This is a genomic window from Bacillus sp. SRB_331, from assembly GCF_003264175.1.
Lineage (GTDB): Bacteria > Bacillota > Bacilli > Bacillales > Bacillaceae_G > Bacillus_A > Bacillus_A mycoides.
In genome coordinates, this window is record NZ_NADV01000043.1 from 137,772 (window position 1) to 152,597 (window position 14,826).

The following is a 14,826-nucleotide window of genomic DNA, read 5'->3' on the forward strand; positions in this document are numbered from 1 at the left end:
AACTCCTGTTAAAAAGTTCATGATTTTTAACAGGGAATGACAATTAGTTCCCGATTTGCCTTTGTAATAACCTCATAGCCCTCTTTTGTAACGACAATATCATCTTCAATTCTACACCCGCCCCAGTTTGGTATATAAATACCTGGTTCAACTGTAACAACCATACCTTCTTCTAAAGTAGCCTTACTTTCTTGGGATAGACGGAGAGGTTCATGAATTTCTAACCCAAGCCCATGACCAGTAGAGTGGCCGAAATATTGACCGTATCCATGTTCTGTAATGTAATCTCTCGTTATATCATCGATACTTTTCGCAGTTTCTCCAGGTTTAATGGCTGCAGTTCCACGCTTTAATGCTTCTAATACAACATTATATATTTTTTTGAATTCTTCCGATGGTTCGCCAATCGCTACAGTACGTGTTAAATCGGAACAATACCCGTTATAAAGTGCACCGAAATCTAAGGTAACGATATCGCCGTGCTCGATTATTTTATTCGATGCAACGCCATGAGGAAGTGAAGAGCGAACGCCAGAAGCTACAATAATTTGAAATGATGAGGATGTAGCCCCTTTTTTTCGCATGAAAAATTCTAATTCATCTCGGACATCAGTTTCACTTATTCCTGGCTTTAGAAACGTAAGGATGTGGTGAAATGATTCGTCAGCAATATTAGCCGCAATTTTCATTGTTTCTATTTCAGGTGTGTCTTTAATAATGCGAATATCTTCGATGATTTCGCACACTTGCACCATTTCCGCATGTATGTATTTTTGTAAGTTTTTATATTGTTGTAATGTCATGTTATTTTCTTCAATTCCAAGTTTTTGAATGTTTAATTTCGATACTTGATTTGCAACTTCTTTCTCTAAATTTCCTTTATGCATAACAATTTCAGCGTCTTTTATTTGTGATTTCGCTTGATCTACGTAGCGAAAATCAGTTATAAAAACCGATTTATCCGCAGAGATTAAGACGACGCCAGCGCTACCTGTAAAGCCAGTTGCATATTGGCGATTTTCTTTTTTGGTAATAAGTAATCCGTCAATTTCATATTTTTGTAGTTGATTTTGGATTTTATTAATTCTTAAATTCATGTTAATTTCCCCCTTTTCACAGTATTGAATAAAGCAAATAGCGTGCCAAAAAATATCTTTAGAGAAAAGATAGTGGGAATTACATATGTTTTAGAGAAGATAAGAAATTCAGCCCATTATTTGTGGGCGGTGGGCTGCTCGTGAAATACAGATTACTTCAATTAGCAGTTGGGAGAATGAAAAAAACATCAACTCAAGATTCACTTTCTTTACACACTGTAAAAAAATTTATACAAATATGAAATAGCACTGTCAAATTTTTTGACAATATTGAAGTTAGGAAAGTAAAGTTAAAGCAATTGCTACAGATGAAAATAATGGAACGATGAGACGTATAGAGGCTTCGGAAGAGAAATATAAGATGACAAAAGAAAGATGTTACGAATTAGTTAATGGATATATGAACTAAATTAAAGAATGCGTTGCTAGCAAGCAACGCATTTTTTAATTTACGCTTTTAATTTCATTACTGTATCAGCATCTGGTGTTACATATAATGTTTGTTGATTGTCATATGTAACAAATCCAAGTTTTGCACCGCTCGGTTTTTTGACATGGCGTACCTTTGTGAAATCTACAGGAACAGAACTAGAATCTTTTGCTTTACTGTAATAAGCAGCGATTTTAGCGGCCTCTTGTAAAGTCTCTTCCGTAGGTTCAAGAGAACGAATGACAACGTGGGACCCAGGTATGTCTTTCGTATGTAACCAAATTTCATCACGACGGGAGAATTTCGTTGTTAAATAATCATTTTGCTTATTGTTTTTACCGACGAAAATTTCTGTGCCATCACTAGCTAAATATTTGTCCAATACTGGTTTTGTCGGTTTTTTCTTTGTGTTTTTCTTCTTACGATTACGTACATAACCTTCTTCGGTCAGTTCTTCACGAATCTCTTCAATATCTTTTGAAGAAGCAACCTCTATTTGTTGAAGTAAGCTATCGAAATAAAGAATTTCTTCATTTGTTTTTACGATTTGTTCTTCTACAATAGCAACTGAATTTTTCGCTTTTTGGTACTTTTGGAAATAGCGTTGTGCATTTTCAGATGGTGTTTTTAAAGGATTTAATGTGATTTTTACAGTCCCACCATTTTCGTCGTAATAGTTAACGACTTCTATCTCTTTATCACCTTTTTTCAAAGCGTACATATTGGCTGTAAGTAGCTCTCCAAATAGTTGATATTTATCTGCTTTTCCGGCATCTTGTAATGTTTTTTCTAGTTTAATTAGCTTCTTTTCGTTTTTTGTTTTTTCATTTTGCATAAAGCGTTCTAAATCGTGAGCTTGTTGTTTTACACGATCGCGCTCTGCTTTACCAAAGAAGAAACGATCTAATAATTCACTAACAGATGAAAATGTTTTTTCGTTTCCTTGTAAGTGAGAAAGAGGGAATAGGTAAAAGAACTCTTTTCCATTTGCTGTTATCATGGCAGGCACGTACTGATGTGTTAGCAAAGGTTTTTGCAAGCTGAAGAAAGCTTCAGATAATGCTTTTTCATTTGCCATACCTGCTTTATTTACAACTTCTTTTGCAAATAATGGGGAAATTCCCATGAATGCTCCGACAAGTTGTTTGTCCATGTTGCCAGATAAAAAGTCTAGCGGTTTAATAAAATCATCTTCTGTTTCGATAAGAAGCGGATTAACTTTATGTTGTGCCGGTGGGGCAACATATTCAGCTCCAGCATATACAGTACGATGTCGGTTTACCGCTAAAGAAACGTGTTTTAAGCTATCTAAAATAACATTTGTTTTCGTATCTACTAAGATAATATTACTGTGTCGTCCCATTATTTCGATTACTAATGTTTTTACTGATTCGTCACCGATTTCATTGCGACTGCGGACTGTAATTTGAATAATACGTTCTAAGTCAATTTGTTCGATTTTTTCAATAAATCCACCTTCTAAATGTTTGCGAAGAAGCATACAAAACATCGGCGGTAGCGCTGGTGAATTGTAGTTTTGATTTGTTAAGTGCATACGCGCATATGTAGGGTGAGATGAAAGAATTAGCTTTTGGTTTTTTCCGTTTGCTCGAATATGTAATAAAACTTCATATTTTGAGGGTTGATATATTTTTGAAATTCTTCCTGTTTGAAGAGAATTTGCAATTTCATGTGTAATTGCTCTTGTAAATAATCCATCGAATGCCATGAATGAACACTCCTTTCTAACTAAAAGTTAATTATAGCATTTTTTTGGACGAGGCTGAATAAGCTTTCATTAGAGTATGTCTGGAATCAGGAGGTCGATGGCAGGATGAACTGGTATGAAATGCGAGCACATGAAGTGGAGGAAAGAACGAATACGAATGTGGAGGTAGGTCTTACAGAGCAAGAAGCAGAGGGCCGATTAAAGAAATTTGGTACAAATGAATTGCAAGAAGCAAAGCGGCCTTCTGCGCTTATGGTGTTTTTAGCGCAATTTAAAGATTTTATGGTACTTGTTTTATTTGGTGCTACAATTATTTCAGCTTTTTTAGGAGAGTATATTGATTCGATTGCAATTGTTGCAATTGTTATTATTAATGGTGTCCTCGGTTTCTTCCAAGAGAGGAAAGCTGAAAAATCGTTGGAAGCTTTAAAAGAATTGGCAGCTCCTCAAGTTACTGTACTAAGAAATGGGAAGTGGATAAAAGCGCCGTCAAAAGCGCTTGTACTAGGTGATATTATTAAATTTTCTAGTGGTGACCGTATTGGCGCGGATGTTCGCCTTGTGGAATCTTCAAGTTTATATATTGAAGAATCGGCTCTTACAGGAGAGTCATTGCCTGTACAAAAGAAGGTAGATGCGTTACAAGGTCAAGATGTTTCAATTGGTGATCAAAAAAACATGGCATTTATGGGGACGATGATAACGAGAGGTGCTGGAACAGGGGTAGTCGTAGCAACTGGAATGAATACAGCTATGGGGCAAATTGCAAATATGTTGCAAAATGCTGAGCAAATGGAAACGCCATTACAAAGAAGACTAGAACAGCTTGGAAAAATTTTAATTATTGTTGCTCTTATTTTGACGGCTCTTGTTGTACTAGCTGGTGTATATCAAGGGAATGAAGTGTATCACATGTTTTTGGCTGGGGTTTCGCTTGCTGTTGCAGCTATTCCAGAAGGATTGCCAGCTATCGTTACGGTTGCGCTATCACTTGGCGTACAGCGTATGATTAAAAAGAGGGCAATTGTGCGAAAGTTGCCAGCTGTAGAAACGTTAGGCTGTGCTTCTGTTATTTGCTCAGATAAAACAGGAACAATGACACAAAATAAAATGATGGTAACACATATGTGGTCAGGCGGAGAATTGTGGAAAGTAACAGGTCAAGGCTATGAGCCAACAGGTTCGTTTATGAAAGGTGAAGAAGTAATTGACCCTACTAAGACGAAATCACTGTATCAACTACTTACATTTGGCTGTTTATGTAATAATGCGAATGTTATTCAAAAGAAAAAGACGTATGTGTTAGATGGAGATCCAACAGAGGGAGCTCTCGTTGCTGCTGCAATGAAGGCGGGAATATCACGTGAAGCTCTTAAAGGAAAGTTTGAAGTCATTCGTGAATTTCCTTTTGATTCAACTAGAAAAATGATGAGTGTTATTGTTCGTGATCGTGAAGGTAAAAAATTTGTTATTACAAAAGGAGCACCAGATGTTCTTTTGCAAATGAGTCAAACAATTTTGTGGGGAAATAAGCGGCAGCCTTTAAGTGAAATGTATCGAAAAGAAGTGCAGGCAGCGATTCATAGTTTAGGAAGTCAAGCTTTACGAACGATTGCGGTGGCATTTAAACCGTTAAAAGCTACAGATTCAATTGAACATGAAAGAGAAATCGAGCAGGATTTTATGCTTGTTGGAATACAAGGAATGATAGATCCGCCAAGACTAGAAGTGGCGCAAGCGGTGAAAGAGTGTAAGGAAGCTGGTATTAGAACCGTAATGATTACGGGAGATCATAAAGTGACGGCAATGGCAATTGCGGAACAGCTAGGGGTTTTACCGGCGGGTGGACGTGTTGTTGAAGGTGTAGAACTTGCGAATATGGATGTAGAGGCATTAGAAGATATTGTAGAAGATACGTATGTATTCGCTCGTGTGTCTCCTGAGCATAAATTGAAAATCGTTAAGGCGCTACAAAATAAGGGACATATAGTAGCTATGACAGGTGATGGAGTGAACGATGCTCCAGCTATTAAAACAGCTGATATAGGGATTGCGATGGGAATTACAGGGACAGATGTTGCAAAAGAAGCTTCGTCACTTGTGTTGTTAGATGATAACTTTGCTACGATTAAATCGGCGATTAAAGAAGGTAGAAACATATATGAAAATATTCGGAAGTTTATTCGGTATTTGTTAGCATCTAACGTTGGTGAAATTTTAGTTATGTTATTTGCGATGTTACTTGCACTGCCATTGCCGATGGTTCCAATTCAAATTTTATGGGTGAACTTAGTTACTGACGGTTTACCAGCGATGGCATTAGGTTTGGATAAGGCTGAAGGAGATGTGATGAAGAGAACACCACGCCATCCGAAAGAAGGGGTGTTCGCTAGAGGGCTTGCGTGGAAAATTATAAGTCGTGGTTTTCTAATCGGAGCAGTGACATTAGTAGCGTTTATTATTGCATTTAACCAGCATCCGAATGAATTGAAGTATGCACAAACGGTAGCCTTCGCAACATTAGTACTGGCTCAGCTTATTCATGTATTTGATTGTCGTAGTGAACATTCTATATTTCACCGCAACCCGTTTGGAAATATATATTTAGTAGGGGCGGTTATTATTTCTTTACTGTTAATGCTTGTAGTTATATATTATCCACCATTACAGCCGATTTTTAGCACAATGCCGATACAAGCACGAGATTGGTTGTTAATTGGAGGATTATCATCTATTCCGACCTTCTTATTAGTAGGATCCTTATTAACAAGAAAAAAGGAGAAAAAGAAAAAGCCGCTGTTATATAAGAAGGGATTAAACTTGAAATAGTCAACGATATGAAAATATGATATAATTTACAGAAGGTAGTAGAGTCGCATCTCTATTGCCTTTTTCATTGAGTTATTTCATGGCTTGGATGTGATAAAGATGATTTGTAGTATGACAGGATTTGGAAGATCGAAGGTAGAAAACGATACTTTTCAAATAACAGTAGAAATGAAGTCGGTAAACCATCGTTTTTTAGAAATGAGTATTCGGCTTCCGAAGCAAATGATGGCGTTTGAAGACAAGATTCGTAAAATAATTGCAAAGCAAGTTCGCCGTGGACGTATTGAAGTGTCTATTAGTATAACAGGTGAAGGGCTTGTTGAAAGAAAATTAACTGTGAATTGGGAACTTCTCAAGCAGTACCAATCCATTATGGAAGATATAAAAGGAAAATTTCAATTACAAGATTCTATTACACTCGGGCAACTAATGGGAATGCCAGAAGTAACGGCAGTTGAAGAAATAGAAAATGTAAATGAACAATTTGAAACCGGTTTATATGAAGCTGTTCGCCAAGCTGCTCATATGTTGAAAACGATGAGAGATGGCGAAGGAGAACGATTACATAAAGATATAGCATATCGTTTGCAAGAGATTCATAATTGTGTAAATGCAATTATTCCACATGCACCAATTGTTACACAAAAATATCGTGAACGATTAGAAAATCGCTTAAAAGAATTACATAATCAAGATTTAGATGAACAACGATTGTTGACAGAAGTAGCAATATTTGCAGAGCGTTCAGATATTCACGAAGAATTAGTTCGATTACAAAGTCATTTAGATCAATTTCGTGAAGCACTGCAAATTACAGAGCCTGTTGGAAGGAAAATGGACTTCATCGTGCAAGAGATGCATAGGGAAGTTAATACGATAGGCTCTAAGGCAAATGACTTAACAATTTCAAAATATGTCGTAGAAATGAAAAATAACCTTGAAAAAATTCGTGAACAAGTACAAAATATTGAGTAGCTTTCAAAAAATATATAAAGTTATACGTGGTGGAGAAATCGGATAGACTTACTAGGAGGCGCAAACTATGGCCATGCGGTTTTTAAATATTGGATACGGAAATATTGTATCTGCTCATCGAATTATTGCTATTGTAAGTCCGGAGTCAGCTCCTATTAAACGGACAGTACAGGAAGCGCGTGAACATAATGCTTTGCTTGATGCTACGTATGGGAGAAAAACAAGGGCGGTTATTGTTATGGATGATGGGCATGTAGTATTAAGTCCAATTCAGCCAGAGACGATTGCACATCGTTTGAATAATAAAGAAGATTTAAGTGAGGAAGGGTAGGTTTTACATATTTATGAGAAGTAGAAGAGGATTGCTCATCGTTCTTTCGGGACCTTCTGGTGTCGGGAAAGGAACGGTTCGAAAAGAGCTGTTTAGCCATGAAGACACACGTTTTCAGTACTCTATTTCAGTAACGACACGTAAACCGCGTGAAGGTGAAGTAGATGGTGTGGATTATTTCTTTAAAGAGAGAGAAGAATTTGAAGAAATGATTCGTAATGAAAAGTTACTTGAATGGGCTGAGTTCGTTGGTAATTATTACGGAACACCGATTGATTATGTTGAAAAAACGTTACAAGAAGGAAAAGATGTGTTCTTAGAAATTGAAGTGCAAGGAGCAATTCAAGTTAAGAAAGCCTTCCCAGCAGGTGTATTTATTTTCTTAGCACCTCCAAGTTTATCTGAGCTAAAGAACCGAATTGTCGGCCGTGGTACAGAAACTGAAGATGTTATTGAAAATCGTTTAACTGTAGCGAAAGAAGAAATCGAAATGATGGACGCTTATGACTATGTTGTAGAAAACGATCAAGTTGAATTAGCTTGCGACCGAATTAAAGCAATTGTGGTTGGTGAACATTGCCGCCGCGAAAGAGTGGCAAAATACTATAAAGAAATGACGGAGGGTCTATAATTATGTTAAATCCATCAATTGACTCATTATTAACAAAAATCGATTCTAAATATACACTTGTAACAGTAGCTGCAAAGCGTGCACGTGAAATGCAAATTGCTGACAATTGTGTTATTGAAAAGCCTGTTTCTTATAAATGTGTAGGTAAAGCATTAGAAGAAATCGATTTAGAAGTATTAAAATATGTACCAAGCGATGACACAATAATTGATTAAGACATTCTTTTCGACAAATTAAAACATAGACTTTATAATTTTCTATGTAACGGTAACAACCTATTTACAAGTAGGTTGTTATTTTTTTACGATAGGGATGAAAAGGAATCGAAAAAGACGGAACGAAATACTGGTACTGACGAGCTGGAAATTCTATTTCAGTAGAATAAGTTTGAAAAAGAAAGAGGACGAGTCATATGCTAAAAGGGAAAAAGATACTTCTATGTGTAACAGGAGGCATTGCAGTTTTTAAAGCGGCTGCGTTAACAAGTAAATTGACACAAGCTGGCGCTCTTGTAAAAGTAATGATGAGTGAGTCGGCAATGAAGTTTGTTACGCCTCTTACATTTCAAGCACTTTCTCGCCATGATGTATATACGGATACGTTTGATGAGAGAGACTCCGCTGTTATTGCTCATATTGATTTAGCGGATTGGGCAGATGTTGTACTTGTTGCACCTGCTACAGCTAATTGCATTGGAAAGTTAGCTGGCGGTATTGCTGATGATATGATTACAACTACTTTGTTAGCTACTACAGCTCCAGTGTGGATTGCACCTGCTATGAATGTGCATATGTATGAAAATAAAATTGTTCAAAAAAACATGATGACGTTAAAAACATTAGGATATACATTTATTGAGCCTGGGGAAGGTTTTTTAGCATGTGGTTATGTAGCAAAAGGAAGACTGGAAGAACCTGAAGCAATTATTGGACGATTAGAAGAGGCTTTCTCGGAACAACAACCATTGCAAGGAAAACGAATATTAATAACAGCTGGACCGACACGTGAAAAGATTGATCCGGTTCGTTTTATGACGAATTTTTCTTCTGGAAAGATGGGGTATGCGATCGCAGAAGTTGCAGCAGGCTTAGGTGCTGATGTCATACTTGTGTCAGGACCGACAGCATTAGAGTCACCATTACATGTCACAACAATACAAGTAGAATCTGCACAAGATATGTTAGAGGCAGTCCTTCAGCATTATCAGAGTGTGGATGTTGTCATCAAAACAGCAGCCGTTGCAGATTACCGTCCGAAATATGTTCATGATAATAAAATGAAAAAGAAAAATGGCGATGCTGTAATTGAATTAGAAAGAACAGTGGATATTTTAAAAACGTTAGGTGAGAAGAAGGACCGACAGTTACTTATCGGTTTTGCAGCTGAAACGACAAACATAGAGGAATACGCAACGAGAAAATTACGTGAGAAAAATGCAAATATGATTGTTGCGAATGACGTGAAAGCGCAAGGAGCTGGGTTTGGTACGGATACAAATATTGTGACAATGTATAGAAAAGATGGAGAAATCATTGAGCTGCCACTTTTAACGAAGAAAGAAGTGGCTCGTGAAATATTAAAGCAAATAGAAATGATGTTAGAAGATGATTATGTATGAAGTTTGCAAGTGTAATTGTTGATGTACCTGCACGTCAAACAGATCGACCGTTTGATTATATTATCCCTAAAAAATGGGAAGATATCGTGCAAACAGGAATGCGTGTAGTAGTCCCATTCGGTCCGAGGAAATTGCAAGGTTTTATTATTGGCATAAAGGATTCGGTTGAACTAGAAAGTAAAAAGTTAAAAGCGTTGTATGAAATATTAGATGTCACTCCGGTTTTAAATGATGAATTATTAAAACTTGGGTATTGGCTTACAAGTGAAACGTTATGTTATATGATTTCAGCTTTTCAGGTGATGCTTCCGACGGCGATTAAAGCAACATATAAAAAGCGTCTGCAACTTCGTAACCGAGAAGAAGTAGCACCAGAAATTCTTTCTTTATTTCAAGGGAAGGAAACGATAGATTGGGAAGTTATCGAAGCACAGCCGCACCTATATCGCACTATTCAACAAGAAATTAAAAATGGTACGACTGAAGTGGTTTATCAAGTAAAGGATAAAGTGCAGAAGAAGAAACAAAGAGTAGTTCAACCGGAGTTGCCGGCAGATAAATTGGAATTAGCAGCATTTGAACTGAAAAGTAAAAAACAACAAGATGTACTCTATTATTTTGTAGAAAACTACAAAAGTGTACCGTTAAAAAATTTAACAGAAGAATTACAAATAACAGATGCTCCAATAAAAGCACTTGTTAAAAAGGGTCTAATCTCAGAAAAGTATGTAGAGGTATACCGGAGTCCGTATGACGATGATGATTTTGAACAAACGAAACCATTTCCGCTTACTGAGGAACAAAAACAAGTAATTACACCGATTTTGTCATCAATTACAAATGAAACTTACAATCCATTTTTACTATATGGTGTTACAGGAAGTGGTAAGACTGAAGTGTATTTACAATCTATAGCAGCGGTGCTCGAGAAAGGAAAAGAAGCAATTGTGCTTGTTCCTGAAATTGCGCTAACGCCCCAGATGGTAGATCGCTTTAAAGGTAGGTTCGGTTCGCAAGTTGCAGTTCTTCACAGTGCGCTTTCTGTTGGCGAGAAATATGATGAATGGCGAAAGATATTAAGAAAAGAAGTGAAAGTTGTAGTTGGTGCGCGTTCAGCTATTTTTGCTCCATTCGAAAATTTAGGAATCATTATTATTGATGAAGAGCATGAATCAAGTTATAAGCAAGAGGATAACCCAAAGTATCATGCAAGAGATGTAGCAGTGTGGAGAGGACAATACCATAAGTGTCCAATCGTTCTCGGAAGTGCAACGCCGACACTTGAATCATTTGCTAGAGCGAAAAAAGGTGTCTATGGGTTGCTTACAATGGAAAAACGTATGAACAAACAAGCTTTGCCGACTGTAGAAATTGTTGATATGCGTGAAGAGCTTCGTGATGGAAATCGCTCAATGTTTTCAAAGGCACTGCATGAAAAAATAGCAGATCGATTAGAAAAGAAAGAACAAATGGTTCTCTTTTTAAATAGAAGGGGTCATTCTACGTTTGTGATGTGTCGTGATTGTGGGTATGTCGTACAATGTCCGCATTGTGATATTTCGTTGACATATCACAAAATGAACCATCGTTTAAAATGTCATTATTGTAGTCATGAGGAAAATATGCCAACGGAGTGTCCCGCTTGTAATAGTACGTATATTCGTTTCTTTGGTACAGGGACGCAAAAGGTTGAAGAAGAAATCACAAAACTATTCCCTGAGGCGCGGGTCATTCGAATGGATGTGGATACAACAAGCCGTAAAGGAATGCATGAAAAATTATTAAAGGCGTTTGGTGAAGAGAAAGCAGATATATTACTTGGAACACAAATGATTGCAAAAGGGCTTGATTTTCCGAAGGTGACGCTTGTTGGCGTTTTAACGGCGGATACGATGCTTCATCTACCTGATTTTCGGGCGAGTGAAAAGACGTATCAGCTATTGACACAAGTAAGTGGACGTGCAGGAAGACATGAATTGCCAGGTGAAGTTGTAATTCAAACGTATACGCCGGAACATTACAGTGTAGAATTAGCAAAGAATCAACAATATGATGTATTTTATGAGCACGAAATGCAAATGAGGCAAATGAGACAATATCCGCCATATTACTACGTTGTACTTGTAACTGTATCTCATCCGGAGTTATTAAAGGCAGTCCAAGTGACGGAAAAAATTGTCGGTCATTTACGAACGCATTGTTCAAGGCAAACAATGGTGTTAGGGCCGGTTGCTTCAGCAATTCCAAGGATAAAAGATAGATATCGTTACCAATGCATGATAAAATACAAACGGGAACCAAACTTAAAGAACGTGCTCAAAATGGTAAATGAACATTATCAAGCAGAAATGCAAAAAGAGCTACAAATCTCAATTGATTTTAATCCAACAATGTTAATGTAGCGGAGGGAAATATGGCAGTTTTAGAAATTGTAAAGCATCCAAATGAAGTGTTAGAAACACCATGCGAAAGAGTAATTAACTTTGATAAAAAGTTAGTGAAATTGTTAAAAGATATGCATGAAACAATGTTAATTGCAGACGGAGTTGGTCTAGCTGCGCCACAAGTGGGTGTAAGCTTACAAGTTGCTGTTGTTGATATAGGTGATGATACGGGTAAAATTGAATTAATTAATCCTGTTATTTTAGAAAAACGTGGTGAACAAGTAGGTCCCGAAGGCTGCTTAAGCTTTCCGGGACTTTATGGTGAAGTGGAGCGTGCAGATTACATTAAAGTACGTGCACAAAATCGTCGCGGTAAAATATTTTTATTAGAAGCGGATGACTTCTTAGCGCGTGCAATTCAGCATGAAATCGATCATTTACACGGTGTTTTATTTACATCTAAAGTGAAAAGGTATTATGAAGCAGGCGAATTAGAATAGGTTTAAAAGGAGCGGTTTTTGAATGATGAAAGTAGTATTTATGGGGACACCGGACTTTTCTGTGCCGGTGCTTCGTCGTCTTATCGAGGACGGATATGACGTAGTTGGTGTTGTAACGCAACCTGATCGTCCAGTTGGTAGAAAAAAGGTTTTAACACCTACTCCTGTTAAAGTAGAAGCGGAGAAACATGGTATTCCAGTAGTACAGCCGTTAAAAATTCGCGAAAAAGACGAATATGAAAAAGTATTAGCACTAGAGCCAGACTTAATTGTAACAGCAGCATTTGGACAAATCGTACCGAATGAAATTTTAGAAGCGCCAAAGTATGGATGTATTAATGTCCACGCATCATTACTTCCAGAACTTCGCGGTGGTGCACCAATTCATTATGCGATCATGGAAGGTAAAGAGAAAACAGGTATTACAATTATGTATATGGTAGAAAAATTAGATGCTGGCGATATATTAACGCAAGTAGAAGTAGAAATTGAAGAGCGTGAAACAACAGGCTCATTATTTGATAAGTTAAGCGAAGCAGGAGCACACCTTTTATCTAAAACGGTTCCTTTACTAATTCAGGGTAAACTAGAACCAATTAAACAAAGTGAAGCTGAAGTGACGTTTGCATATAATATAAAACGTGAGCAAGAGATAATTGATTGGACAAAAACAGGTGAAGAAGTATACAATCACATTCGCGGATTGAATCCATGGCCAGTTGCTTATACGACTTTGGCAGGACAAGTTATTAAAGTATGGTGGGGAGAGAAGGTCTCTATTACAGAGAAAGCTGAACCAGGTACAATAGTAGCTCTTGAAGAAGATGGATTTGTTGTTGCAACAGGGAACGAGACAGGCGTTAAAATCACTGAATTGCAACCATCTGGTAAAAAGCGTATGAGTTGTTCACAATTTTTACGTGGAACAAAACCTGAAATTGGTACGAAGTTAGGAGAAAATGCATGAGACAAAATGTGCGTGAGTTAGCTCTGGATGGCTTAATTCAAGTAGAAAAAAGTGGTGCATATAGCAACTTACTTTTAAATAATTTGATTGAAAAAAATACAATTGACAGAAAAGATATTGGTTTATTAACTGAAATGGTATATGGAACAATTCAACGTCGTGACACACTAGATTATTATTTACAACCATTTTTAAGAAAAAAGGTTGAAGCGTGGGTAAGAGTGTTGCTTCGCCTATCTCTATATCAAATGCTATATTTAGACCGAGTTCCAGAAAGAGCGGCTATTCATGAAGCAGTTGAGATTGCAAAGCGTCGTGGACATAAAGGGATTTCAGGCATGGTGAACGGAGTATTGCGTTCGATTCAGCGAGAAGGTGTACCTTCGTTAGAAGAAATCGAAAATCCAGTAGAACGACTTGCGATTGCAACGAGTCATCCAATGTGGCTTGTACAAGAATGGGCATCCGAATATGGTTTAGAGACAGCAGAGAAAATGTGTGAAGTAAATATGTTGCCACCTGTACCAACAGCACGTGTAAATGTTGATAAAGTAACGGTAGAAGAAGCGGTTGCGTTATTAGCTGATGAGGGTATAGAAGCAAAACGTGGCGAATTGTCAGAGGATGCAATTCAAATTGAAAGAGGAAATGTCGCACATACAGAAGCGTTCAAAAAAGGTTTCCTTTCTATTCAAGATGAAAGCTCAATGCTTGTAGCACGTGCTTTAGAACCGAATAAAGGAGATACAGTTCTAGATAGTTGTGCTGCTCCTGGCGGAAAAACAACTCATATTGCAGAGCGTTTGGACGGAACTGGTAAGGTAATGTCGCTTGATTTACACGCACATAAAGTACGTTTAATTGAACAACAGGCGAAGAGACTTGGTTTAGAAAATGTAGAAACGATGGCTTTAGATGCTAGAAAAGTTCAAGAGCATTTTGCAAATGAATCTTTTGACAAAATATTAGTAGATGCACCATGTTCTGGATTTGGTGTTATTAGACGTAAACCTGATATTAAGTTAGGTAAAGATAAGGGCGATAGTGAAAGGTTATCAACGATTCAACTTGCGATACTAGAAAAAATAGCACCATTGTTAAAACAAGGTGGTCGCCTTGTTTATAGTACGTGCACAATTGAAAAAATAGAAAATGAACAAGTAATAAAGCAATTTTTACAAGAGCATCCTGAATTTGAATGGGATACTACGATAAAAGATCGCATGCCAGAAAAGTTAAATCCGTATATTGATGAAGGTCAAGTACGAATTTTACCGCATTATTTTGCAACAGATGGCTTTTATATTGCTTGTTTAAGAAAGAAGGTGTAGCATC

12 protein-coding genes and 1 pseudogene are annotated in these 14,826 nt (G+C 37.2%); 11 read left to right on the forward strand and 2 right to left on the reverse strand.

Annotation, left to right across the window (positions count from 1 at the left end; genetic code table 11):
• Positions 1-26 precede the first annotated feature (26 nt).
• A complete protein-coding gene (locus B5P42_RS25210) occupies positions 27-1,097 on the reverse strand; it encodes a M24 family metallopeptidase (RefSeq protein WP_113735499.1) in 1,071 nt (356 codons plus the stop codon).
• A gap of 280 nt (positions 1,098-1,377) precedes the next feature.
• Here B5P42_RS25210 and B5P42_RS25215 point away from each other — a divergent pair.
• A pseudogene (locus B5P42_RS25215) lies at positions 1,378-1,506 on the forward strand (lysozyme inhibitor LprI family protein); the annotation flags it as partial.
• Positions 1,507-1,546: 40 nt separating this feature from the next.
• Here the strand turns inward: B5P42_RS25215 and B5P42_RS25220 are convergent.
• Positions 1,547-3,256, reverse strand: coding sequence for an Rqc2 family fibronectin-binding protein (locus B5P42_RS25220; RefSeq protein ID WP_113735500.1), 1,710 nt, complete (start codon positions 3,254-3,256; stop codon positions 1,547-1,549).
• Between the two features lie 105 nt (positions 3,257-3,361).
• Here B5P42_RS25220 and B5P42_RS25225 point away from each other — a divergent pair, with 105 nt between their 5' ends.
• From B5P42_RS25225 to rsmB, 10 genes are all read left to right on the forward strand, one after another.
• Positions 3,362-6,085, forward strand: coding sequence for a calcium-translocating P-type ATPase, SERCA-type (locus B5P42_RS25225; protein WP_113735501.1), 2,724 nt, complete (start codon positions 3,362-3,364; stop codon positions 6,083-6,085).
• 99 nt (positions 6,086-6,184) lie between these two features.
• A complete protein-coding gene (locus B5P42_RS25230) occupies positions 6,185-7,060 on the forward strand; it encodes a YicC/YloC family endoribonuclease (protein WP_002088227.1) in 876 nt (291 codons plus the stop codon).
• A gap of 67 nt (positions 7,061-7,127) precedes the next feature.
• Positions 7,128-7,391 (forward strand): extracellular matrix/biofilm regulator RemA, encoded by a 264-nt coding sequence (remA, locus tag B5P42_RS25235; RefSeq protein WP_001251456.1) that lies wholly within the window; start codon positions 7,128-7,130, stop codon positions 7,389-7,391.
• A 13-nt stretch (positions 7,392-7,404) separates the two neighbouring features.
• Positions 7,405-8,022 carry a guanylate kinase gene (gene gmk / locus B5P42_RS25240; protein ID WP_002014492.1) on the forward strand — a complete coding sequence of 206 codons (618 nt, stop codon included), beginning with the start codon at positions 7,405-7,407 and terminating at the stop codon, positions 8,020-8,022.
• A 2-nt stretch (positions 8,023-8,024) separates the two neighbouring features.
• The gene (gene rpoZ, locus B5P42_RS25245) at positions 8,025-8,237 is read left to right on the forward strand and encodes a DNA-directed RNA polymerase subunit omega (RefSeq protein WP_002014493.1); all 213 of its coding nucleotides are present in this window, start codon (positions 8,025-8,027) and stop codon (positions 8,235-8,237) included.
• A gap of 197 nt (positions 8,238-8,434) precedes the next feature.
• The gene (coaBC, locus tag B5P42_RS25250; RefSeq protein WP_002014494.1) at positions 8,435-9,640 is read left to right on the forward strand and encodes a bifunctional phosphopantothenoylcysteine decarboxylase/phosphopantothenate--cysteine ligase CoaBC; all 1,206 of its coding nucleotides are present in this window, start codon (positions 8,435-8,437) and stop codon (positions 9,638-9,640) included.
• Complete coding sequence (priA, locus tag B5P42_RS25255) at positions 9,637-12,042, forward strand: primosomal protein N' (RefSeq protein WP_002128835.1); 2,406 nt, start codon at positions 9,637-9,639, stop codon at positions 12,040-12,042. Before coaBC ends, priA begins: the two co-directional genes overlap by 4 nt.
• Positions 12,043-12,053: 11 nt before the next feature.
• Complete coding sequence (gene def / locus B5P42_RS25260) at positions 12,054-12,524, forward strand: peptide deformylase (protein WP_002014496.1); 471 nt, start codon at positions 12,054-12,056, stop codon at positions 12,522-12,524.
• Positions 12,525-12,546: 22 nt separating this feature from the next.
• On the forward strand, positions 12,547-13,491 hold the full coding sequence (fmt, locus tag B5P42_RS25265; protein WP_002014498.1) for a methionyl-tRNA formyltransferase: 945 nt from the start codon (positions 12,547-12,549) through the stop codon (positions 13,489-13,491).
• Complete coding sequence (gene rsmB / locus B5P42_RS25270) at positions 13,488-14,822, forward strand: 16S rRNA (cytosine(967)-C(5))-methyltransferase RsmB (protein ID WP_002128834.1); 1,335 nt, start codon at positions 13,488-13,490, stop codon at positions 14,820-14,822. The genes fmt and rsmB overlap by 4 nt, the downstream gene beginning before the upstream one ends.
• Positions 14,823-14,826 lie beyond the last annotated feature (4 nt).